The 25,428-nt window shown below is 46.2% G+C and carries 16 protein-coding genes and 1 riboswitch; of the genes, 15 read left to right on the top strand and 1 reads right to left on the bottom strand.

The genetic code is table 11. From position 1 onward, the window contains the following. Window positions 1–24: 24 nt before the first annotated feature. The 4 genes from PAV_RS05595 to PAV_RS05580 all read left to right on the top strand — a co-directional run bounded on the left by PAV_RS05595 (window position 25) and on the right by PAV_RS05580 (window position 3,958). Window positions 25–1,611 (top strand): response regulator, encoded by a 1,587-nt coding sequence (locus PAV_RS05595; protein ID WP_005544212.1) that lies wholly within the window; start codon window positions 25–27, stop codon window positions 1,609–1,611. Between the two features lie 46 nt (window positions 1,612–1,657). Continuing rightward, a complete protein-coding gene (locus tag PAV_RS05590) occupies window positions 1,658–2,149 on the top strand; it encodes a hypothetical protein (RefSeq protein ID WP_005544210.1) in 492 nt (163 codons plus the stop codon). Then, on the top strand, window positions 2,113–2,763 hold the full coding sequence (locus PAV_RS05585; protein WP_157266687.1) for a DUF4855 domain-containing protein: 651 nt from the start codon (window positions 2,113–2,115) through the stop codon (window positions 2,761–2,763). The genes PAV_RS05590 and PAV_RS05585 overlap by 37 nt, the downstream gene beginning before the upstream one ends. 361 nt (window positions 2,764–3,124) lie before the next feature. After that, complete coding sequence (locus tag PAV_RS05580) at window positions 3,125–3,958, top strand: YdcF family protein (protein ID WP_238555746.1); 834 nt, start codon at window positions 3,125–3,127, stop codon at window positions 3,956–3,958. Between the two features lie 128 nt (window positions 3,959–4,086). Here the strand turns inward: PAV_RS05580 and PAV_RS05575 are convergent, their stop codons facing one another. Next, the gene (locus PAV_RS05575) at window positions 4,087–5,136 is read right to left on the bottom strand and encodes a 2,3-butanediol dehydrogenase (protein ID WP_005544204.1); all 1,050 of its coding nucleotides are present in this window, start codon (window positions 5,134–5,136) and stop codon (window positions 4,087–4,089) included. A 267-nt stretch (window positions 5,137–5,403) separates the two neighbouring features. Here PAV_RS05575 and PAV_RS05570 point away from each other — a divergent pair, with 267 nt between their 5' ends. From PAV_RS05570 to PAV_RS05520, 11 genes are all read left to right on the top strand, one after another. Continuing rightward, a complete protein-coding gene (locus tag PAV_RS05570; RefSeq protein WP_005544203.1) occupies window positions 5,404–6,432 on the top strand; it encodes a LacI family DNA-binding transcriptional regulator in 1,029 nt (342 codons plus the stop codon). 342 nt (window positions 6,433–6,774) lie between these two features. After that, the gene (locus PAV_RS05565) at window positions 6,775–9,885 is read left to right on the top strand and encodes a copper amine oxidase N-terminal domain-containing protein (protein ID WP_005544202.1); all 3,111 of its coding nucleotides are present in this window, start codon (window positions 6,775–6,777) and stop codon (window positions 9,883–9,885) included. A 555-nt stretch (window positions 9,886–10,440) separates the two neighbouring features. Next, window positions 10,441–10,527, top strand: a riboswitch (cyclic di-GMP riboswitch). An 82-nt stretch (window positions 10,528–10,609) separates the two neighbouring features. After that, complete coding sequence (locus PAV_RS05560) at window positions 10,610–11,086, top strand: 4'-phosphopantetheinyl transferase family protein (protein WP_005544201.1); 477 nt, start codon at window positions 10,610–10,612, stop codon at window positions 11,084–11,086. Beyond that, window positions 11,083–11,328, top strand: a complete 246-nt coding sequence (locus PAV_RS05555; protein ID WP_005544200.1) for a hypothetical protein — start codon at window positions 11,083–11,085, stop codon at window positions 11,326–11,328. The genes PAV_RS05560 and PAV_RS05555 overlap by 4 nt, the downstream gene beginning before the upstream one ends. A gap of 27 nt (window positions 11,329–11,355) precedes the next feature. Then, window positions 11,356–18,090 carry a non-ribosomal peptide synthetase gene (locus PAV_RS05550; protein ID WP_238555769.1) on the top strand — a complete coding sequence of 2,245 codons (6,735 nt, stop codon included), beginning with the start codon at window positions 11,356–11,358 and terminating at the stop codon, window positions 18,088–18,090. Between the two features lie 225 nt (window positions 18,091–18,315). Beyond that, complete coding sequence (locus tag PAV_RS05545) at window positions 18,316–18,603, top strand: hypothetical protein (protein ID WP_005544198.1); 288 nt, start codon at window positions 18,316–18,318, stop codon at window positions 18,601–18,603. Between the two features lie 232 nt (window positions 18,604–18,835). Next, entirely contained in the window at window positions 18,836–20,485 is a 1,650-nt protein-coding gene (locus PAV_RS05540) for a methyl-accepting chemotaxis protein (RefSeq protein WP_005544194.1), read from the top strand. Between the two features lie 168 nt (window positions 20,486–20,653). Continuing rightward, window positions 20,654–22,108, top strand: coding sequence for a spore germination protein (locus PAV_RS05535; RefSeq protein WP_005544191.1), 1,455 nt, complete (start codon window positions 20,654–20,656; stop codon window positions 22,106–22,108). An 18-nt stretch (window positions 22,109–22,126) separates the two neighbouring features. Beyond that, complete coding sequence (locus PAV_RS05530) at window positions 22,127–23,236, top strand: GerAB/ArcD/ProY family transporter (RefSeq protein ID WP_005544188.1); 1,110 nt, start codon at window positions 22,127–22,129, stop codon at window positions 23,234–23,236. Further along, window positions 23,233–24,372, top strand: a complete 1,140-nt coding sequence (locus PAV_RS05525) for a Ger(x)C family spore germination protein (protein WP_005544185.1) — start codon at window positions 23,233–23,235, stop codon at window positions 24,370–24,372. Before PAV_RS05530 ends, PAV_RS05525 begins: the two co-directional genes overlap by 4 nt. 132 nt (window positions 24,373–24,504) lie before the next feature. Continuing rightward, a complete protein-coding gene (locus tag PAV_RS05520; protein WP_005544183.1) occupies window positions 24,505–25,398 on the top strand; it encodes a DUF2268 domain-containing putative Zn-dependent protease in 894 nt (297 codons plus the stop codon). Window positions 25,399–25,428 lie beyond the last annotated feature (30 nt).

Raw genomic sequence — 25,428 nt, 5'->3', positions numbered from 1 at the left:
TACTTTTGATAGGGAGAGGATCACTTGAATCTTCTTATTGTGGAAGACGAGACTAGATTTTTGCAAAATCTACTTCACATGCCTTGGGAAGATCACGATATCGAAGTAGTAGGATCGGCGAATAACGGGGCTGAAGCTCTTGCTCAGATCCAAATAAAGCAGCCCGATATTATTTTAATGGATATACAAATGCCCGAAATGGACGGTCTTTCCTTGGCTTGCCAAGTGGCTCGAGATTATTCGAGTACGAAAATCATCATTTTAAGCGGTCATGATAAATTCTCCTATGCGCAGACAGCGGTGGAACTTGGTGTATACAAATATTTGCTCAAGCCTGCTGCTGAAATGGACATTCTCCAGACTGTGACGGATGCAGCCCGATGCATTAAGGCCGAGTTAATGGAGCGAACGCGTCAGCTAATGATGCAGGAGCAATGGACACAATACCTTCCCATCCTACATCAGCATACGCTTCGCAATTTAGCATATGGAAAATATCAAATAGAAGATCTAGAAGCGTCCTGTGCTTCATTAGGACTTCATATAGATATTCATTCTCGTTATGCAGTAATCGTTCTAGACGTGGATGAACAAACCGATTCTAGCAATGAAAACAGCATGACCATGGACAAGCTTGTGCATTTTATTCGAAATCATTTGCCGATTCCTGATTATTATGTGTGCACGGAAGAGGATAAGGCGATTATTGTAATTGGAAGGGCCGGAGCGCTGGAACAAAATCAGCAGCAGCTGTTCGGAATTCACATCATCATGGAGAAGCTTATTCGCAACATTAAGCAATGTCTAGGCATTGTCGTAAGTGCGGGAATTAGTGGAGGAACGGGAAAGATAGACGAACTGCTGCCCTTATATATTCAAGCTAAAAAGGCGCTGCAAAATCGGGTCGTTTATGGAACAGGTATCGCAATTCCATATGATGATCCGCTCCAAGTCGAGTTCACGAACCGACCAAATTATGAACATGAGGACAAGCAATTGGAGATGGCTTTGGAGGCGTTGGATCAAGAACTTGCCATGCGAATGATTTCGAACATGTGTGAGGCGGTGAAGAACAACTCAGCGTCGTACGAAATCATGATGGAACAATTAATGTACATCGTTGGCGTATTGACACTCTTTATTCGTAAACGCGGATGGTCCGTACAGGATGTGACGGGAGAGGATTTTGATTTTCTCTCGAATGTACAATCACTTACGACTCCCGAGCGTATGTACGATGTTTTGCATCGTGCCGTAAGAAGCATAATCTCTTATGCCGAGAGTCATGACAGAAAGGTTACTCATCCCACTGTTCAAGCCATTATCGAGCTGCTTGAGACGGAACAGGAGCAGGAATTTACGTTACATACGATTGCAGACCGTTTTTATGTGAACGCCTCGTATTTAAGTCGTTTATTCAAGCAGGAAACAGGAATGCCATTTACTTCTTATGTTCTCGAACACAAGATGGAACGGGCGAGGACGGCACTGATGAATGGTGCAAGAGTGTATGATGCAGCCGCCATGATTGGATATAGAGACGTCAGCTATTTCACCAAAATATTCCGAAAATATTGGGGCGTGACGCCAAGCAGTGTAAAAAATAAATGAATAGGTCTCTAGTGAATCGAAAACTATTAACTAAGGAGTCGATGTTATGAACACGAAGCTAGCAAAAACAAGAAAGGCATGGTTTACTGTAATGCTTACCTTCACGCTTACTTTAAGCTTGTTTGTCAACTTATTTTCAACGCCAGTGATTAAAGCGGCCAAGGACGCAGAAGGGAATGAAATGGATAGCACTGCGATGGCTCGAAGTGACCTGTCAACAAGCAATATGGTGTTTTTATACAGCGGTCATTTTGGAGACGGTCAACATTACATTCCCTATGAATCGACAGAGCTCGATCGGTTGGATACGGTGAGGCAATTTGTTATTGCGATAGATAATAAGACAAATAAAATTGATAATTATAGAGAAAGAAATTTGATTGATGATGTAAATGAAACGCTGCGGACAATCGTGGATACGAACAGCGAATATAGCGTGCTGGTTCCTCTTCCGGCACACGATGTATCGAGTAAGTTAGACGTTGATAAGTTATTCGATGAATATGTAAGCTATATAAAGGCATTAAAACAAAAATAGGTTCAAATTGGGACTCGGTAACGGGATTTTATTATCCTAACGAAGCCATATACTTCTATGGGACTCAAAATTACTGCTACTCGCAGCTTAAAAATCAATCGCAAGTTCAATTGTTGAAAAAACTTTCGGAGTATATAAAGAACAGTGACGATGTAGACAAAGCAACTTCTTTTGCATGGGCTCCTTATTATGGTTTTGGTCCTAACAGAGAAAAAATAGTGGAAACAATTGCATACATCGTGGACGAGACAACGGTCTTTGATTACGTGTATATTCAACCCCACTACTATTTTGACAATGACTACAAAATAAATTTGCAGCCGATTTACGATAGCGTGAAAGAAGGAAGAATATATGGGGATGGCGGTCGGTTGGTTGCAAAGAATCATTTAGATAAAACGAAAATCGGAATTCAAATGGAGATTGATTATAAGTATTTTACCGATACAGGGCACAGAGAAAGGTATGACCAGACAGTTGATAAATTCAAGGATCTTTTAGGCGAAAAAGGGCGATTCAGCTTTTACATAGGATCGAAAGGCTTGATAAATAAATATAGTAATCCATATTTCAGAGAAACACTAGATAAAGTGAACGAATTCTATACAAATTGAGTTTATATAAGCCGATTCTTTTATTGAAGGAATCGGCTTTTTTCATTTTTGAGGCAGAAGATAGCTGGGACTTCCAACATACTGTTAAGGGATGATGATGCTGGGTATGTTTTAGAGCGATTCATTTTCGATATTGAATGGTGAAAAAGGTATGCAAGAAGGAATGAATTGCTTACAATAGTAAGGTTGGGAAAGGAGTGTATGATGAGTTTTTTTAGCTTGATATTATTTGCCCTGTTTGTTTTTTATTTATAAGGGAAAAAGGCGTATTAGTCTTTCATTCCTATTCATAGCAGCTTTAGCGAATTTAGCGCTGAGTCTAGTGGCGTTCTCCAACCAGATTCCATGGGTGAACCTAATTGTGGCCGCGGCTATCCTCGCCTCTGTTCCTTTGAGCGTACTGTTTGTGACCATATATTTGCTGCTTAACGGACGAATCATGTTGAAGAAGGAAAGCAAGAAGCTCGCGAATATGCTGTCATTATTATTGAGTCTCCTGATATTTGCGATGATCGGGATGTTTTTCTACATTTTCTTTATTTCTTATAATGATAAATTTGCGATTTTTTATATCGGGACGCTGCTTATCTTCATGTATTTTTCCTTTGTGTTCGTCAGCTTCCTAGCGTATGCAATTTTTTATCACTACTGGAGAATATGGTACAAGCCTGATTTCATTATCGCGCTTGGCTCCGGCTTGATCGGAGGGGATCGTGTTCCCCCGCTGCTTGCGTCACGCTTGGACAAAAGTATCGAGCAATATCGGAAGTATGATGAAGAGCCTAAAATTATTGTGTCTGGCGGTCAAGGACCGGACGAACTGCTCAGTGAAGCGGAAGCCATGAAGAACTATATTGTGGGGAAAGGAGTACCCGAGCAGGATGTGCTGATCGAGGACAAATCACGCAACACGATGCAAAATATGCTGTTCTCGAAGGCGATTATGGACTCCATCAAACCAGATCATAAAAGTATATTTGTTACAAACAATTACCATGTCTTCCGGGCAAGCATTTTTGCGCGGCTCGCGGGATTGAAGAAGTGCGAGGGGGTAGGCGCGAAGACGGCAAGATATTATATGCCAAGTGCTTTCATCCGCGAGTATATTGGCATCATCATGATGTACAAATGGTGGCATCTCGCAGTGGTATCGCTGATCGTATTATTTACCGTCATGTTGCTGAGAGTGCTGTAAATGATGGGTGCGATATGAAAAAAGATCGAGCCGGGGAACTAATTCGCTTAGTACCCTGACTCGATCTTTTATGTTTCATAATCATGATTTTGAAGTGTACCGGCATAAATCGCTTCTGTAATGACGTATTATTGCGGCTTTACCATAATCTTCACTTGGTTTTTCTCTTTCAAGAGTGCCTCGAAGCCATGATCGACGACTTCATCCAGTTGAATGCGCTTCGTCACCAGCTTCTCTGCTGGGAAGTAGCCTTGCTCCATCAATTTGATAACCGCAGGAAATACATTGCGGTAACCGATGATGCCTTTCATCGTCCGTTCTTTCGTCACGATGGCATTTGGTTTAATGGCAGCTTCTCTTTCGAAAATGCTGACAATCATTACCTCGCCGCCAAGTTTTGCTGCGTCAATTGCATTGTTCAGCACTGCAGGAACTCCAGTTACTTCATAAGCGACATCTACACCGCCGCCTGTCCGTTCACGAAGCTCCTTTACGACATCGACTTGCGATGGATCAAGCACAATAGCTCCCAGCTCAGCTGCTTTCTGCTTCCGCTGTTCAGACAATTCAATCGCATAAATTTCCGATGCGCCGGCTGCTTTCAATGCCTCAATAACAAGCAACCCGATTGGGCCTGTGCCGAATACGGCTGCACGATCCCCGACCTGAAGATTACTTTGACGAACCGCATAGAGCGCTACAGCGGAAGGCTCAACAAGCGCGCCTTGCTCATACGATACACTGTCCGGAATCTTGTGCACCATGTGCTCGTCTGCTGCTACATATTCCGAGAATCCGCCACCGCCGCCTGCCAGACCAAGGAAGCCCATTTTATCGCACAGATTGTACTTGCCTTGCTTGCAGGCCTCGCATTTGCCGCACGCGAAAATCGGTTCTACAACAACCCGGTCGCCTGCTTGGAATTTGGTTACGCCTTCGCCGACCTCGACGACCTGTCCGGAAAATTCATGTCCCATAACGATAGGAGCTTGTTCTCCTGTTAAGGGATGGGGAGCGCTATTTGAAATGAAGATCGGTCCCGCTGTGTACTCATGCAGGTCACTGCCGCAGATGCCGCAGCATTCGACTTTGATTTTTACCTTGCCTTTGCCGGCTGCTGGTTCTGCAATGTTCTCCACGCGCAAATCTTTAACGCCATGCCATCTTAATGCCTTCATATGTTCATCTCCCCAGAAGTATATGGATAAAAGGTTGTTCAAAACGCACGTTTTGAACACGAATCGAATATATGAATTGGAAACGAGGAATTCTTTTCGGAAACGTTTCCGATATTAAATATGTCACACTATTATCGTGATGTCAATCACAGTAATTTTTTGTAAGGAGATCAGGTGAATAATGTGAATCCAGATGGTATGATACAGGCATAAGGTTGGTTGAGATGGTGGAAGCAATTCCAACAGTTACGGGAGGAAGAGACAGCAGTGGTTCAGAAAAAGGTCACGATTGAGGACGTTGCGCGGCGGGCAGGAGTTGGATTGGCAACCGTATCGCGTGCGATTAACGACGCGGAGGGCATAAGCCCGAAGACAAAGGCGAAGGTGATGCAGGCGATCGAAGAGCTCGGCTTTGTACCAAACTCTTTTGCACGAAGCCTTAAGGTGCGGCAGACAAAGCAAATTGCGCTAGCAGTTCCCGATATTCGGAATGCCTTCGTGCCGGAAATTGCCTATTCCGTAGAGCAGGCGGCTAAACATTATGACTACCGGGTTGTACAGATTAATACGCTGGGCAACGCGAGAGCGGAACTGGAGATATTAAGGGAAGTAAAAAAGCTTCATGTGGATGGCCTGATTGTGCTTCCGCTTGCTTATCCTGCCACACTGCCTGACTTGATTAACAAGTCGAGCCTTCCGATATCCGTAATTAACTACGGGAAGAAGCTCGGGGACGATGTGAAGGCGGATATTGTCAGTTTATCGACACAGGAAGGCAAGCTAGTGATGGAGCATTTTATGAATATTGGACGGACACGAATTGCATACGCTGGAGCACCGAAGCACATCATTGAGGAGCGTTTCTTTGCCTATGAAGATGCCCTTCCGCAAATAGACAGCTCCTTGATCTATTTCGGAGATGATTTTTCAATGCAAACCGGATTAAAAGCAGCAGATTATTTTGCAGGTCTAACGAAGATGCCGGATGCGATTTATGCGGGCAATGACATGATTGCAATGGGTCTGCTGAACCGGTTTAAAGAATTGAAAATTCGTGTGCCAGAGGACATTGCAATCGTAGGCATCGATAATATTTTATGGGGGACGATTACAACGCCTCGGCTCAGTTCAGTATCAATCATGGGGGCCGAAGTAGCTAGGGTAGCGACAGAGCTGCTGCTGAACCGAATCATTGAACAAAAACGCGGTGTATATGAACGTGTACAGTTTGAACCCCGTCTTATTGTAAGAGAGTCGAGTGTGGCGATGACGCGCAGCTCACAGCAATTGGATTGAGATTTGGATAAGGAAGATATGGTAAAGGCGGATGATGCGATGGGTATCATGCTGGCCAATTGCGGAAATACAGCGACTGGCGGACGGCTGTGCAGAGTGGATGAGTGATCCCGCGTAATATGCACGGTTGAGCAATTGTAATACACCGTTGGAACATGGGTTGTAATAACCATGTCTAGCGGTTTTTTTGTTTTTATGCTGTAAAAATCAGTATTCGAAACATTGACACAAATTTGTCACATTTCAGCGCGAAACCATAAAACATTTTCCTCTATTGGATCATCTAACATAAAGGCGGAAAATTCATACTTGGATATGATTTCAACTTAGGAGGGTGAAAATGTGAAAAAGCTAATATCAGGTTTTGTTGCGGCAGCACTTGGCTTTACGCTGGTCATGCCTGTACCGGCGCAAGCTGCGCCTGCAGCTTACACCGTATACGTGAATGGGAGCAGTATTAGTACAGGTCAATCGCCTGTTTACACGCAAGGCCGTGTGCTGCTTCCCATGGCGGCTATTTTCCAGGCGCTTGGCGCCAGTGTAAGTTACGATTACAAAACGAAGAAGGTGTCAGCTTACAAGGGAGGAACCTCGGTAATTTTGACCTTGGGCTCCAAAGCGGCAACGGTCAATGGAAGAACTGTCTATATGGATGTTCCAGCCAGAGCAATGGGTGGCAGAACGATGGTTCCGGTACGTTTCGTAAGTGAATCATTGGGTGCCACAATCACTTATGACAACAAAACGAGAGTCGTTCGCGTGACTTCTGGCAGTTCGCCGACATACCCGGATCGCCCGACGTACCCGGATCGTCCAACAACGCCTGACTATTCCGGTAATCTTCAAGGCGTAAACTATGTTACGGTTCAAACCTCCGGTCAGTCTGGAGATGCCAGCGATATTCGAGTGAGCTTCTCCAAGGAGAGAAATGAATATAATCTTGATCATTATCGCGTCATGATTGTTAAAGCTTCAAACTCCTTTAATTTGAACAAAGCACGCTCCGTATCTTCCAGCAATTATACCGTAGTGAACAAAAACGCTGACGATCCTGTAGTCAAATTGGATTCTCGCGCCCGTGACGTAGATGGAGACTATATTCGCACGAATGTGAAGTATGAAGCTTATGTATTGTCAGTGGGCAGATCGAGTAACGATCAGGTGCTTTCTAACGCATCTTCTACCTTTACGTTAGGCGATAATGCAGTTGCAGCGGCGACGAATGTGCAAGTGCGCAATGTGGCGAATTATAACGATGGCCGCGATATGCAGGTTAGCTTTACTCGTCCATCTAACGACAGTCAAATTCAAAATTATCGGATTATGGTCGTTAAAACGAAGGATGCATCTCGTTTCGATGCTTATGAAGCAGACCGCGTATCCAGCCAAAATTATACCACTGTATCGAAGTCCAGTAACTATACGTTGACGACAACATTGAGTTCGACGGCAAGAGATACATCAGGCGACTATATCCGTAAAGACGTGTCCTATACCGTATTTGTCGTATCTGTCAGCAATACGAGCTCGTATAGCAACAAGCTGTCCTCCAGCTCATCTTCGATCACGCTTGGACAATCAGCTGGTGTTCCAGTGATTACGAAAGTTAGCCAAGTGGGCAATTATGGAGATGGCCGCGATATTCAGATCAGCTTTAATCGCTCTTCCGATGAATCGCGCGTAAGCTACTACCGGATTTTTGCAGTGAAATATTCGGATGCTTATCGCTTTGATTTGACTGAAGCAAACCGAGTTTCATCCAGCAATTATTATGATGTCTCGAAGAATGGCTATAGCATTACTTCAACATTGCCATCTAATATGCGTGATGTGAATGGCTCATTAATCCGCAGAGGGGAAACGTACCGTCTGTTCGTCATGTCAGTTTCGAATAGCAACTCTGACTACAATGCATTGTCGGGCGCATCCGATTCCATCAATATTTCGAATAACTCAACGGTATACAATGCTTCCAATGTAAGAGTAAGCGATGTCGGAGATTATAATGACGGCCGCGACATGATGGTTACCTTTAATCGTGCATCGGATGAATCGAATATTAGCCAGTATCGCATCATGGTTGTGAAATCAAGCAGATCGTATCGCTTTGATGTATCTGAAGCGAACAACGTATCCAGCTATAACTACACGTCAGTGAACACGAATGGAAGAGACATCAGCCTCAAGTTGAGCTCTACTGCTAGAGACGTAGATGGCGATCTGATCCGCAATGGAATCAGCTACCAAGTATACGTGCTTTCGGTTGGACGCGGCAGCTATGTGAATTCCTTGTCCAGCTCTTCAGATTCGATTACATTGTCTAACAATTCGACGGTCTATCCAGCAACGAACGTATCGGCGAGCAGTATGGGCGGCAATTACAATGATGGACGGAACATGGGGGTAACATTCAACCGTGCTGCAGATGAATCGAATGTGAATCATTATCGTGTCATGGTTGTGAAGTCTTCCAATGCAAGCCGTTTTAATCTGACGGAAGCGAACAGAGTAAACAGTTGGAACTCGACGGTCGTGAATCGTAATGGCAGCAGTTTGTCAACAGTACTTGGTTCGGATGCAAGAGATGTGGATGGTGCGCCAATTCGCAACGGTATTAGCTACCGGGTCTTTGTGCTCTCTGTAAGCGCGAATAATCAAGCGAACAATGCGTTGTCTGCTCCATCTCCTGAGGTTACGCTCAGAAGCAATGCCTCAGTTGATGTTGTAACGAATGTAGAAGCGAAGATTATTGGCGGAAACGGCAATGCCAGCGATATTGAAGTGGGCTTTGCTGCATCATCCAACAATTCTTATGTAAATGAATACCGCATTATGGTCGTTCGTGCTGATCAGTCTTATGCCTTTGACACATATAGTGCGGGACTTGTGAGTTCATCAAGCTATATTCGGGTAGGAAGCCAAAGCGGCTATGTGAGACAATCGCTGACAAGCAGCTTGCGTGATGTTCAAGGGAATGTTATTCAAAAAGGTGTTGCTTACCGGGTCTTTGTGCTTACGGTAGCTGACAATAGAAGCGGCTCCTCGAATGCTTTGTCTTCGCCTTCTGGTGAATTTTCCTTGGTAGATCAATCCGTGCAGGCCCCTACGAATGTGTTTGTGGCGAGAGAAGGAGCGAATGAATTCAAGGCCTACTTCTCGAAGCCGAGCAGTGACAACGGAATTGCCTATTATGGAGTAATGGTCGTTCCTTCCGGATCGGCAGATTCATTCAACCTGGATCAGGCGAATCGTGTGGGAGGAAATAATTATAAATTGGTAAGCGTGTCGGGCGATGGATCGACCATGTTCTCGTTGTCCGATAATGATGTATACGGAAATCCAATTCGCACTGGTGTTGCCTATAAAGTATTTGTGGTGTCCGTAGCGGATGGACGATATGCAACGGTTAATGCTCTCTCAAATGCCTCCAATGAAATCATTGTTGGAAACTGATAGTAAATCAAACCAATGGCAAACAGACTGAATGGCATAGAATAATAGCATTTTATAAGAGCCTCGAATGCATTTCGAGGCTCTTATGCATTCATAAGGGAAAAATTTTAGGGATAATAGGGATTTTTATGCTGGTATTCAATGATAAGGAGTGATTTTAACATTAGGTCTTCAATCGACAATTTTGTCGAATAAAAAAGAAGAGGAAACGAATGGAAATGTTAGAAAAAACGCAGTTTAGGGGTGTTTTTGTCGGAAAAAAGTCGAAAAAACACTTAATTACAACTAAAAAATGACAGATAATGATTGCCTGTGTCGAAAATTTGAAAATTGATATGAAAAGGTATTAATCTTTTCATTTAAGCAGCCGATATAAAATATGGGTCTTGAGTTGGATAATTGTGAACAGGTATCCAGCATGCTGATATGTAATATGTACTTTAGACCTAATCACGCGATACATGTCACAAGAACTAGTGCGTAAACAATGTTATGACATTCTTGCCTGGTAATCGATTTGCAACAATCAATGGAGACATCAAGAAGAACAACATCAGGATTAAAAGGCAAACCCAGTCGAAAGTTGGGGACGCAAAGCCTCGGGCCTAACGTCTATTGGATTATGGCAGCCGGGCTGCCATTCGAGTTGCGGTAACCAAACAACGGTTATTTGGTGACAAGGCTATTCCCAATGGCCTTTTTTTGCGCACAAAGGTTGGGGTAAATGATGGAAATTGTGTTGCTGATGTGGGACGAATGTACTTCCTATAAAAACATAGCTTCGTTGATGGATCGATTTATCCCGTATGTTACGCCTGAAAAATACAAACGGTTAGACAGACTTCGAGAGCATAAAGACCGTTACCGCGTGGTTGCAGCTGATATATTGGCTCGCATCCTGCTCTCTCGAGCGCTGAACCGATCGAACGACGAGATTGTTATTCATACTCATTCATTCGGCAAGCCGTATATAGAGGGCGACCCGGTATTTTTCAACATCTCTCATGCCGGTGCATTCATTGCAGTGGCATTGGATAGAGCGCCAATCGGGATTGATATTGAGCAAGCAGGGGAATGGAGCATGGATGTGGCTAGGCTGATATGCTCGCCGCGTGAGCTGGAATTGCTTGCAAATACGGACGACTGCCGTGCGCGTCAGGAATTGTTTTTTACATATGGACGGCTAAGGAAAGTGTGTTGAAGGCAATTGGTGTAGGTCTCAGTCAGCTTCCAAGCACTTTCGAAATCGTGCAGGAGACAGCCGTACCTGTACAGCGTAATCAATTATGGAAAGTTGATCATTATTATGTAAAGCAATATGTCGTTCCTGAAACAGGCTATTGTATGACTGTGTGCGCACAGCATATGGATTTTGCCAAGCAAATAGAGTACATCACATGGGAGCAGTTGACTCATTGGTTTATGAAATGGGTTGGATCGTGATAAAGGAGAGGACGAAGATTGGCTTTCATGGAATTGACAGTAGAACGATTGACAGGCTATGACGCACATTCTATTGAGCTGCCTGAGGAGACGTTGCGTCTTCTGAAGGATCATTCGACCGAGCATTCGGTCAAGTTGGAATCCGTCATATGCGGAGCGTGGGCAACGCTGTTGTCTCGTTTCTACAACTCACAGCAAGTAACTCTTCATGCCGTTCAATCGAGTAATGGCAATGGCAATCATACCGTAGTCAGCCAGGATGACGTGACCATGCAAGGAATTATGAACATTCACAACCGTTTGTTGGCTTGCACAGAAGGGCGTAACCTGACTTGCTCTGAAATAGGAATAGACAGTGATGTAGCAACATACTGCTGGTACGGAGCAGATGCTCAACCGATGCTTCCGGAGGGGACACAGGAATGCGGTTTGCATTGCTGCATCCAATCTGTTGATGGAATTGGTTCGACACTGCTGTTTACCATGTACTATAAGGAAAATCATTTCCAATTATCGACGGTGGAGAAGCTGGCGGAGTATTTCCTGCAACTGCTGCAGGAAATGGTTAAGCATCCTCAGAAGCGCATTGGCGAACTGGAGATGTTAACGGAGCAGGACAAGCACCAGTTGATCGAAGGAATGAATCAGACTCGGGTAGATTACCCGCATACATTTACAGTTCCGGCACTGTTCGAGGAGCAGGCGCAGCTTCATCCTGACCGGGTGGCTGTAAAGGAAGATGGCCGTGACCTGACATATCGCGAGCTGAATGTGCGCGCGAACCAATTAGCGTGCAGATTGCAGAGTCGGGGCATTGGCCGCGAGCATTCCGTTGGGATTATGGCAGAACGAAGTGCGGAGATGGTTATAGGGATATTGGCTATCCTCAAGGCAGGGGGAGCTTATGTACCTATTGATCCGGATCATCCTCAAGATCGCATTCAGTACGTTTTGGAAGACAGCCGCACGAAGCATGTGCTGTTAAGCCGTTCATCACAGGCTGATTTGCCTGCTAACATGGAGCTTATCTATATTGATGACCCGACACTTGCTGATGAGTCAGGAGATAATTTGGCATCTAGCAATCAGCCGGAAGATCTTATTTATATTATTTATACATCTGGATCGACAGGACGGCCTAAGGGCGTTATGGTTACCCATCGCAATGTTGTTCGCCTAGTTAAGCGAACGAATTTTGTGAAGTTTAACGAAGGCGATCGAATTTTGCAAACGGGGTCATTGGTGTTTGACGCCTCAACATTTGAAATATGGGGCTCGCTGCTGAACGGCTTAGGTCTGGTTCTCATAGACAAGACAGTCATATTAGATGCAGAACAATTAGAGCAAGCACTCGTTCGCCACGGTGTAACGACCATGTTCTTAACAACAGCGCTTTTCATTCAATTGGTGGATCGCAATCCACGCATTTTTGCGCCTTTGCGTCAATTACTCGTAGGTGGAGAGCTGATGTCGCCGAAGCATTTCTATCGCGCAGCCAAGGAGTGTGCACCGATCGACATCTCGAATATCTATGGGCCTACGGAAAACACCACCTTCTCGACTTCCTATCTGATGAAGGAGGAAGGAGAGGGCACGATCCCAATCGGTACGCCGATCACGAACTCAACTGCCTATGTCGTAAATAATTATGGCATGCTGCAGCCGATTGGAGCTGTAGGAGAGCTGTGGGTTGGTGGTGAAGGTGTAGCACGCGGCTATCTGAACAAGGAAGAAATGACGCGCGATAAGTTCATCGATAGTCCATTTGTGACTGGTGAGCGCATCTACAAGACGGGTGACCTTGTTCGCATGTTGCCAGACGGAAACCTGGAGTTCGTGGGACGCAAGGATCATCAGGTGAAAATTCGTGGCTATCGCATGGAGCTTGGCGAGATTGAAGCGCAAATTCATACGCATGAACAGGTAACGGAAGCATTGGTTGTTGCCTTCGAGGAAGCGCCTGGTCAGAAGGCGCTATGTGCTTATATTGTCGCAGATGAAGATATGACAGCCGCTATAATGCGCGAGTATTTAGCCCAGCATTTGCCGGAATTCATGGTGCCGGCTTACTTCATGTTCTTGGAGCGGATGCCGCTGACGATCAACGGGAAGATCGATCGGGCCAAGCTGCCTCAGCCTGAGAAGCAGGAGCGCATGTCCGCTAACTATCAAGCGCCGACAACGGCGACTGAGAAGAAGCTGGCGAAGATTTGGGAGGAATTGCTCGGAATATCCCCAGTCGGTACGGAGGATCATTTCTTTGAAATAGGCGGACACTCCTTGAAGCTGGGGCAGCTGCAGGCGCGTATTTCGGCTGAATTCCATGTCTCGTTATCCTTTAAGGATTTGTTCTCTAATCCATTTGTCGGCAAGCTTGCTGCACAGATTGATGGAGGAGCGGAAGCTCAATTTGAGTCGATTGCGCCTGTTGAAATGAAGTCGCACTATTGTCTCGCTCCAGCACAGACGAGAATGTTCGCTCTTCAACAGCGTGGCGGTGTCGGCATGGCTTACAACATCCCGCTTGTGTATGAAGTGAACGGCCAGTTGGACACTGATCGGCTGAAGCAGGCATTGAATCAATTAGTCCAGCGGCATGAAGCGTTCCGGACTTCGTTCCACTGGGAGCAGGATAAGGTAGTGCAGAAAGTGCATGCAGCGATCGAACTGGATGTGCCGGTCATGGAAGCGGAAGGCCGTTCGGCCGGCGAACTGGCGCAAGCATTCGTTCGCCCATTTGAGCTGGATAAGGCACCGCTTTTGCGAGCTGCTATTGCGAAGCTCGCGCCTGAACTCTATGTGCTGATGCTGGATATCCATCATATCGTATTTGATGGGACATCACTCAGCGTCTTTGCAGAAGAATTGGCGGCGCTGTATGAGGGTGAGCAGCTTGCGCCAATAACGCTGCAATATAAGGATTACGCAGAGTGGCAGTCTGCACGTGTGCAAGATGAGCAAGAGCATGAGCCTTATTGGTTGAGCGTTCTAGAGGGTGATATACCACTGCTTGATCTCCCAACTGATTATCCGCGTCCTCAGGTGCAATCGTTTGAAGGGGACATGGTACGCATTGCGTTGTCCGCGGAGACGGTGGAAGGCTTGAAGCAGCTTGCTCTTCGTCAAGGCACTACGCTCTATATGGTGCTCTTATCGGTATACAATGTACTTCTGTCCAAATATGTGGACAAAGAAGACGTCATTGTAGGCTGTGCGGTTGCCGCGCGGACGCATACAGATGTTGAACGAATGATGGGCATGTTCGTCAACACCCTGCCAATTCGCAGTTATCCAGAGGGCGGCAAGGTCTTTGCACAATATTTGAACGAGATGAAGGATACGCTCCTGCTCGCCTATGAGCATCAGGATTATCCGCTCGACAGTCTAGTAGAACGGCTGCAGCTAAAGCGGGACTTGAGCCGCAACCCGCTGTTCGATACGGTATTTGTTATGCAGAATATGGGCAACATTTCGCTGCAAGCAGGCGATGCGAGCTTTACACAGCTTCCTTACCATAACGGCACGTCGAAGTTTGATTTGACGCTGGAAGCAATTGAGCAGGAAGAGGAGCTCGCATGTAACTTTGAGTACTGCACGAAGCTGTTTGCACGCACCACGATTGAGCGATTAGCGAGCCACTTCGAGCAGCTTGCGATGCAGGTTGCACAGCAACCGGACAGCATTATTGGCGAGCTTGATCTGCTTACTAAGCAGGAACGCGAGGAAATTGTTCATACGTTCAATGGCACGACATCGGACTATCCGCGTCATGCAACTGTGCACAGCTTGTTCGAGGAGCAGGTTCGTTTGACGCCTGATCGTATTGCACTTGTTGCCGGTGAACGAGAGTTTACGTATGCGGAGCTTAACACAGAAGCCAATCGATTAGCTCATTATTTGCGGGAGCAAGGGACAAAGGCAGAGCAGCCTGTAGGGCTATTCACGGAGCGTACCCCAGAAATGATTATTGGTGTGCTTGCGATCTTGAAGGCGGGCGGGGCTTACGTGCCGATCGATCCTGACTATCCGCAAGAACGCATTCAATATATGCTGGAGGACAGCCGTGTTGCCATTGTATTGACGAGCGACCACTTGGCAGAAAGATTGCCTGATGGACTAAGAAGCATTGGCTTCACAGATTCGGCACTGTCAGCTCAACCAAAGGACAATATCGAGATCGTTAATGAACCTGATCACCTCGTGTACTTAATGTATACATCCGGATCAACCGGCAAGCCAAAGGGGGTTATGGTAACCCATCGCAATGTCGTGCGTCTTGTGAAAAACACGAATTTCGTGTCGTTCCAAGAGAATGATCGTATTTTGCAGACCGGTTCTCTTGTATTCGATGCCTCGACATTCGAAATATGGGGAGCGCTGCTCAACGGCCTTCAGCTCGTGCTCGTGGACAAGCCAACGATTTTGGATGCAGATCAATTGGAACAGGCAATTGTACGGCATGGCATCACGATGATGTGGCTGACCTCACCATTGTTCACGCAGCTTGTGGAGAAGAATGAGCGTCTGTTCAAGCCTGTTCGTACGCTGCTTGTTGGCGGCGATGTATTGTCGCCGAAGCATATTTATCGTGTGCTCCATCATTGTGCGCCGATTCAAATCGTGAACGGCTATGGACCGACGGAGAATACAACCTTCTCCTGCTGCCATCAGATTACAGCTGAACAGAATGGTTCTATTCCAATCGGAGCACCGATTGCAAACTCGACGGCATACGTCGTGAACAACTATGGCAAGCTTCAGCCAATTGGCGTTGCCGGCGAATTGTGGGTAGGCGGCGACGGGGTAGCGCGCGGCTACTTGAATCGCGAGGACTTGACGATGGAGAAGTTCATCGACAGTCCATTCAAGGCGGACGAAAAGCTGTACAAGACCGGTGACCTTGTACGCTGGCTGCCAGACGGTACGGTTGAATTCCTAGGACGCAAAGACCACCAAGTTAAAATCCGCGGCTATCGCATGGAGCTTGGCGAGATTGAGGCGCAAATACGTACGCATGAGCTCGTGAAGGAAACGCTTGTGACCGATATCGAGGAATCACCAGGACAAAAGGCACTGTGTGCTTACATCGTAACTGAAGGTACAGTAACAGCAGCTGACATCCGACAGCATTTGCACACGCATTTGCCGGATTATATGATACCGACCTATTATGCATTTCTTGAGCAAATGCCGCTTACGACGAACGGCAAGATCGACCGCTCGAAGCTTCCTGCACCAGCGAAGCAGGAGTGGACTGGAGCAGGCTATGTGGCCCCAGAGAGCGAAATGGAGATGAAGCTCGCTGAGCTGTGGCAGGAGCTTTTGGGAATAGCAACTGTCGGCGTATGTGACAACTTCTTCGAGCTGGGCGGCCATTCCTTGAAGGCGATCACGCTTGTCGCACAGTTGAAGCAGGAGTATGAAGTCGATGTGAGTGACGTATTCGCTTATCCAACTATCCGGCAATTGGCACAGCGGATGAAGTATCGTCCGAACCATATGAAGGATAAGCTGGAGCGCATTCGCGCGATTTATTCTGATGCTGTAACCGCAACAGAAAATGAGACTCACACAGAAGCATGGGAGCAATACCGGAGCCGCAACGAAGCGTACAGTAAGCGGGATATTGCGAAGCAGTTGACATATGCCAAGGTTCTGCTTACAGGTGCTACAGGATATTTGGGTGCATATTTGCTTCGTGATTTACTGCAATATACATCCAGCACGGTTGTAGCGGTTGTGCGCGGCACATCTCCTGAACAAGCACGCGACAGACTGAATGAGAAGCTGGCTTATTACTTCGGCGCCGATCTGGCAGCAACGTACGGGCAGCGGATCGAGATCGTAAATGGCAACTTGAGTGATGAACATCTCGGACTTGCACCAGAACAGTATGCTAAGCTGGCAAATGAAGTCGAATGCATCATCCACGCTGCGGCTAATGTCAAGCATTATGGACACTATTCGGAGTTCGTTTTGAATAATGTCACTGCAACAGAGCGTTTGCTCGAATTGGCTGTGCAAGGGAAGAAGAAGGCATTCCATCATGTCTCCACGATGTCAGTCGGCATGGGAACGATTGAGGGCAGGGAAGATGTTCTCTTTACGGAGGATGACTTGAATATCGGTCAGGTGCATGACAATTATTATGTACAGACGAAATTCCAAGCAGAGCAGCTAGTTGAACAGGCGCGCCAGAAGGGGATAAGCACGAATATTTATCGAGTCGGAAACATTGTGTGCCATTCGGTTAGCGGCCAGTTCCAAGAAAATATTCAGGACAATGCGTTCTATAAAACGATCAAGTCCTTCATTCAATTGGGCGCTGTACCGGCTTCAGGCCAAGATACAGACCTGTCCTTCGTAAATCAGGTAAGCCGAGCCATTGTTACGCTGCATGACAAACCAGCACTGCATAATGACATATTCCATATCTACAACCCTCACCGAATCAGTATGTCTGACATGCTGTCTGCGCGGGAAGATGTTCAGGTAGAGAAGCTGCCAATGGCTGAGTTCCTCTCTTATTTGTTCGAACGATATGAAAAGGGCGAGGATCTTGAAGCCGTGGAAAATGTGATGCTCCATAACGGCTGGATGGATGAGGGATCTGCACTTACAGCGTTTGAGCATACCGCAGAGCGGACGACAGCCTTATTGGGAGCATTAGGCTTTGCTTGGACTATACCGGGTTCAGAGCAAGTGTCAAGCTTGCTGAGACACGGATTCGACGTTGGCTTCCTGACGCATTCCACGAAGTAGAGAATCGTTCTGGGGATATTCTGTGCAGGGGGGATGGACATCGAGCATAGCTGGAAGAGTCTGGTTGCGGATAGTCGGCAATCAGATAATTTGATTTTATGTAACAGGAAAAATAGCAATAAGCATTGGCATGAGGCGACATATTGAGTAATATTCAGTATGAGCAGTTGAGCAATGGTTTGAACAACATACTATGAATCATTTACATCTAGGAGGAGATTTACTATGTTCGAAACAAAATTTGATGCAGTTAAAAACCGTGTGTATGTGAAGCTTGAAGGCATGATGACAATTGAGGAAGCGAAAGAGTACGATATGGCTGTTCGCAAAGAAGTGGATAAAGCGAAAGAAGGCTATACGTTCTGCATCGACATGGCAAAGGCACAACCAGCACCAGCTGACGTTAATGACTATTTGTCAGGTTTGCGCGATTACATGGCTACCAAAAAACAAAGGATCTTCCATGATCGTAAGCTCTGCATTGACGAAGCTGCAATTGTCCCGCTTGGTTAAAGATCTTGGCGGCGCTTATGGCGTAGCACAAAGCTACGAAGAAGCAGATCGCTATTTGGATAGCTTGTAATATCGTCTTTATTCTTTATTCTTCATAAGCAAGGACAATAAAGGGATGACCTGCCCGTTTTCGGACGGGCAGGTCTTTTTGTAACGAGTAACTAGAGCAAGTGCAATGACCAACTACGCGTAGTATATAAGAATACCCTATTACATAAAAGGTGTGACAGGAATGAAATCTCAATCTATGAACGAACGAATACGTGCGTTATGGAATCGCTGTTTTCAATCACTGTTAGCGCGGATATTATTGCCTATCAGTCTTATTACTCTGCTTGTCATTGTGGCGACCAGCATGGTGAATGCAAGCTTTATTAAAAATGTCGTGAACGACATCATGGTCGAAGATACCCATACAGCCGTTCGGCAAATTGGAAAGCTCGTCATTCAGCAGGGCAAGGATGATCCGAAGGCGGTATTGAATTTGATCGCTTATAAGGAGAACAGCTCTTCCTTGCTTGTTAAGAATGGCAAGGTAATAGCCCGTTCCGGAAAGGGTCTGACTAAGGAAACAGAGGGCAGCCTGCAGCCGCTCATTACAGGCGAGCAGAATGAAGTCAAGCTAAGCGATGGACTCGGCGGATATGCATATGCGGCAAAAGCAGGGGACTATACGGTAGTCGCCGTTTCGAATTATGATGATTTTGACAATAGTCTTGCCTCTTATAATTGGCTCATGTTGGCGGTGATTATTAGTTCCTTGCTCGCCATCTGTGGCGTAACTTGGGTACTGGTGGATCGCCTGTTTATTAAGCCGATACATAAAGTATCACGTGCTGTTGAACATATAGGATCGGGTGACTTTTCGCATCAAGTAGGAATGACGGAACAACGCAAAGACATTTGGGGCAATGTAGCGCGCAGCTTTACAAGCATGAGAGTCAATCTGAAGGGATTGGTCGATCATGTTGTCGATACAAGTGAGAACATTAATACGACCTCGAATGACTTTGCAATCAGCTCGCAGGAAACGAGCAAATCATCGGAGCAGATTACAATTTCGCTGCAAGATATATCAATGGGCGTGGACGAGCAGGCCAAGAAGCTTGCTGAGGTCGGTCAAATGATCGAGGATGTGACGATGGCAATCGGCGAAGTGGATCAAACTGTGAAGACGATTACAGGCGAATTCACGAAAGCCAATGATAAGGTTGTGCATGGCAACGACATCGTCAATGAAACGATCAGCCATATGAAGCAGCTGTCTGATAATGTGGAAGCAAGCACGGGCATGATGAACAGCTTGCAGCAAAAATCCGATAAGGTCGGCGAAATTCTAACGATTATTACTGATATTGCGGGGCAAACAAATCTGCTTGCATTGAATGCTGCGATTGAAGCAGCCCGGGCAGGGGAGCATGGCAGAGGCTTTGCGGTTGTAGCGGATGAAGTTCGCAAGCTGGCTGATCAATCGAATCAGGCCGCTCTTGAAATTCAGCAGATTATTGGAGAAGTTCAGTCCGAAACGGGAAATGCAGCCGAGACAATGGATAAGAGCAATCATTTCGTCCAATCTGCCATTCAAAGTGTAAATGAGACGGGCGATGTCTTCCACGCCATTGTGGCGATGATGCAGGAAATATCCAATCTAGCCAGCATGGTCGAGGCAATCGTCCAGGAGGTCAATATTAGCTCTCAAGACATGCTTGAGCGTGTTCAGGGAGTTGTGGCCATTTCGGAGGAATCCGCTTCAAGTGTGCAATCGATTGCTGCTGCTACCGAAGAGCAGAATGCGGTTATGGAAGAGCTGGCAAGCTCGGCTGAGGAATTCAAGCGCATGGCAATGGGATTGCAGGAATCGTTGACGAAATTTAAATTTTAATCTATTTTGACAACTAGATTATACAGTGCTTGAACCGGTACCTATCTCAGGTATCGGTTTTTTATTGGCTGGCAATAATCGCATGATTTTGCTTCTAGCAGGGAATAATTTGTCTTACATCCAGCATGCTTGCCAATTTCATCAATGTGATTACAGGAGGGTAGATTCATGGCGGACTTCGATTTTGCAGCTTACCTACAGGAACAAGTATCGGCACAATTTCATCATCGCGTCAACCTTGTTGTAAGAAGTATTTTGCCTAGTGTTGCTCTATGCTATATGCCTGAGCATGTAGATTTGCAGCAGCTTCATACCTCCATTATTATTCCCTTGCAGCAGCTTGATGAGACGCCATCACGCGAGGAATTGAACAGTCTTCTTCCCGTTGGAGAGCTCATTGATATAACTTCCGTTCTGGATTGCATCCCTCTGATCGTGAAGGGGTGGGTCTATATCGCTACGCCGCAGGCTGGAATTGCGGCGAATGTGGCGAACCTGCCAAAACGCCCTCTTACTTCGCCAGAGAATGAAACGACCATCCTAGGTCCAATGCTTGCCTTTACAGAGTCAATTGGAACGAATACGGCTTTGCTGAGGAATTCCATCCCGGATAAGAATCTGTGCAGCGAAGAATATAAAATTGGCAACAAGCGAAATACGACGGTCAATCTTATGTTTATGGCGGATCGAGTTAGCCAGGATAGGGTTGAACTGGTGCGTCAACGTATTAAGCGGCTTCGCCTCAATGATGTGACGGGCAGCTCGGAGTTTTTGCACATGATCCAAGATAATGATTTGAGTGTATTCCCGCAATTGATGCTGACAGAACGTATTGATTTGGCGAGCCATTCTCTGCTTGAAGGCAAAATCATCATTCTGTTGGATGGGAGTCCGCTTGTGATCGTAGGTCCGAGCGAATTCATTGATTTCTTCTTGTCGATGGAAGATCGCTATTTAGGATGGGGAATTGGGACATTTATTCGTGCACTGCGAATGGTTGCATTAATTATTTCTGTATTTTTAACACCAGCCTATGTTGCTGCACTTACTTTTCATTATGAAATGATTCCCTCCTCCTTGCTCGTATCTTTGATTGAATCACGATCCAGAGTCCCGTTTCCTCCTTTATTTGAGACGTTGATCCTAGAAGTAACGATGGAGCTGCTGCGGGAAGCCGGCGCCCGGCTGCCGACTAAGGTTGGACAGACGATGGGTATTGTTGGCGGTATCGTCATTGGGCAAGCAGCGGTTCAAGCCGGATTTACAAGCAATATTCTAATTATGCTGGTAGCCCTTGCGGCACTTGGCTCTTTCGCAACACCAGATTACTTGATGAGCAGCAGCCTGCGGCTTGTCCGGTATCCGTTGGTTCTCTTTGCTGGCATCTGGGGCAGCATAGGTATTGTATTTGTAACAGCCTTGGTAGCGATGCACCTGATTCGCCAGACGAGCTTCGGCAGACCTTTTTTTTCACCAGTTCACCCTATTAAGCATTCCGACTTAGCCTATGATGAGGTACTGCTTCCTGAACCGGATAGCTTGACCCCAAACGGGCAAAAGCTTCGTAAATTTATCCGATCCATCTCCATCCGTTCGCTGTGGACGGGAAAAATCGATAATTAGTCATTTGTAGGTGATAAGATGAATATCGGGACACCCCACAAATATCAATTCAAGGCCTACATGCTGCTGTTCCTCGTATGCAACGTGCAGATTGGTGTAGGGATTTTCGGATTTCAACGGTATATATATAAGGAGGCGGGACATGATGCATGGATGTCTGTTCTGCTTGTAGGGATCGCCACCCACTTGATTATTTGGATTATGGTCAAAACCTTGGATATGCATCAAACACTCGACCTGTACGGCATCCAACAAGTGCTGTTCGGCAAGTGGGTTGGCGGAGTATTGAGTATTTGCATGATGCTCTATTTTCTTAACAATATGACAACAATTGTCAGGACGTATATTGAAGCCATTCAGTCGTGGATTTTCCCTGATTTTCCGACATGGCTGCTCTCGCTCATATTGGTTGTGCTTATGGTGTATGGCAGCTTGGGTGGGATTCAGGTCATTTTGCAGACCTGCTTTATCAGCTTTTTCTTAATTATCACTACCTCCCTCTTGTTCAATTATCCAATCCGATATGTGGAGTGGAGCCGGATACTGCCGATTTATGATACGACTGCTCAGCATATTGTCGTAGGGGCTATTAAGATGGGTTTTACGATTACTGGGTTCGAAGTTATTTTTATGCTGTACCGTCATGTGAAGGATAAAGACAAGGTGATGCGCTACGCCCAAGCGAGCGTGCTTTTCACCAACATTCTGTACTTGTTTATTATGATCGTGTCGATCGTCTACTTCAGTGAGAATCAGATGCTGCGCACGATCTGGGGTTCCATCAATCTATTGAAAATTATCAAATATCCTTTCTTGGAGCGGATTGAGTTCATCGCCATTCCCTTCTGGATGTTAGTTGTGCTGCCTGGTATTATGCAGCTGGCTTGGAATATACTGCGCGGCACTGTACAGCTGTTCGGCTGGAATGAGAAGCTGACGTTATATGGCTTGGCCGCCATTGTCATGGTAGTATCCAGCTTTCTGCATAATCGGGAGCAAGTAAATCGGCTGAATGATTTTATTGGCCTCTACTCTGTTATACTATCGTATTGTTATCCTCTCCTCTTGTACGTAATGACGTATGTAGTTCAGTGGCGAAAACGGGAAAAGGGGAGTGATGCTCAGTGAAGTTGTTGTACCAATGTATATTCAAGATGATTTGTGTGTTCTTGATGCTAGTGCTTCTTACAAGCTGTGTACAGACTAGCGTACTGGAGAAGCTGGGGCTAAGTGTGGCGATCGGGTATGATGCATTGCCTGAAGGCAAGCTGACAGTTACTTCAGTTCTTACAAATCCTGAGCCCGAGGCGAAGAAGAAGACCAAGATTGTGTCTTGTATTGCGAGCAGCAGCAAGGGAGCTCGAATCAACAATAATCGCCAATTGTCCCATACACTTGTAAACGGGCAGGTTCGTGTCGTTGTCTTTGATGACAAGCTGGGCAAGCAAGGAATAACAGATGTTGTCGAGAACTTGACTCGGGATCCATTCTTCGGAGATATGATTTTCCTGTCCATAAGTGAAGGACCGTCTCATGAACTGCTGAATCATAATTATGATCAAATTCCGAACATCGGAACGTTTTTGTATGAAATGCTGCAGCAGCATATTCAAGATGATTGGGTGCCTTCTTGCACGGTCCATGATTATCGGAGCGCCTTCTATAGCGCCGGCAGGGATCCGGTACTGCCGATATTGCGCAAGCTGTCAAATGGAGTTGAAATTTTAGGTTTGGCTTTGTTTCAAGATGATAGGGTCGTTGGAACGATCGGAGCGGGAGAAGGTTTTTTGCTTAAGCTATTTCTTGGGAGAACAGCAACTTTAAAAGAGATCAAAATTGACCGCGATGAGCTTCGACCTTATCTACATGAAAATCGAAAGGCGGATGGTCATGTGCGAGTAATCATATCTAACCTTGGAAGCAAGGAACATATCCGTCTCCTCTCGACTTCTCCACTGAAATTCCAAGCCAATCTACGCATCAATGTGGAGCTGCAGGAAATTACCGATGAATATGATTTAAGCCAACCGCAGTCCAGTAAGCTGCTTCAACAGAAAATAGGGGAGACATTAACAAAGGAAACAGACAGGCTCATTAAAAAGCTCCAGCGCATCGGATCGGATGCAATTGGCTTCGGCGAGGTATACCGCAGCTCAGTAAGGCACTCCGAACTGACATATGAAAAGTGGAAGAAGATGTTCCCAGAGGCGAGCATTCAACCTCAAGTCGAGGTGAACATTGTCCGAACAGGTACGATTGAATAATAGAGTTCGCGATTTTTGGTTACCTTTTTTCCGAGTTGAACGATTGACTCTCACGTAACGTGATGATGTAGCCTGATGGTATTCCGCCCTATCGGGAAGGAGTATACCATGAAGAGCTGCAGGTGAAACCTTATGAATATTCACGTTGAAGACACGTTAAGTCAGTATGAAGCATTGGCAGCGATGCCGCCAGAGAAGAGAGATGACTATTTCAGGCATGCGATGATGAAGCCATTTCAGTCGATGTGGGAGACCATTCATGTACCCATAACAGCGAAGCAGCCGAACGGCTATGATGTGATAATGGCCACTCAAATGCTGGGATTCCTTTCGCTTCAGCATCAGGAAGGGATCGAGAAGGCAAGGAAGTGTCTAGAGGAAATCCGCATTCTGGAGGTTGCGAAGGAGACCTTGTTGGAATGTATCCACCGCATAGACTCGGCGGGGCTGGCAGTAAGGGCAGAGGAAGTGAGACTCGGCGCGTACATTGCTGATCCTGACAAGCTTAGCAGCCAGCAGGGCTATACCGGATTTGGCGGAATTCCGGGATATGTTCTCATTATCCTGGATCCGAACAGCTACAATATTCCGCGACTGCCGGCGCTAATCGCTCACGAGTTCCATCATAACATCCGCTTCTCCTATTTCGATTGGAACCATGGAGATGTAACGGTGGGCGATTATATGATCATTGAAGGCTTGGCAGATTCCTTCGCAACTGTGATGTATGGAGAGGAACTGCTTGGTCCATGGGTCACAAATATACAGGGCGAGGAGTTGGATAATTGTTTTGAGGTTATCCGTGGAGCATTGGATACGAAGGGGTTTGCCGAGGTGAGCAGCTATATGTTCGGTGATGAAGCGGCTGAGCGTGAAGGTTATCCAACGGTCGGATTGCCTGCGGGTGCCGGATATGCGGTTGGCTATCACCTTGTTCAGTCCTTCTTGAAGAGGAACCATGTATCTATTTATGAAGCGACTTTGCTGCCCACGGAGGTCATCATCCAAGGGAGCGGACTGTTGTAAACTTTTATGGGATGGAAAGCTTGACCCCTT

It is taken from the genome of Paenibacillus alvei DSM 29 (assembly GCF_000293805.1).
Lineage (GTDB): Bacteria > Bacillota > Bacilli > Paenibacillales > Paenibacillaceae > Paenibacillus_B > Paenibacillus_B alvei.
The sequence above is the reverse complement of the archived record's forward strand: the minus strand, read 5'-3'. Positions and strand labels throughout refer to the sequence as shown.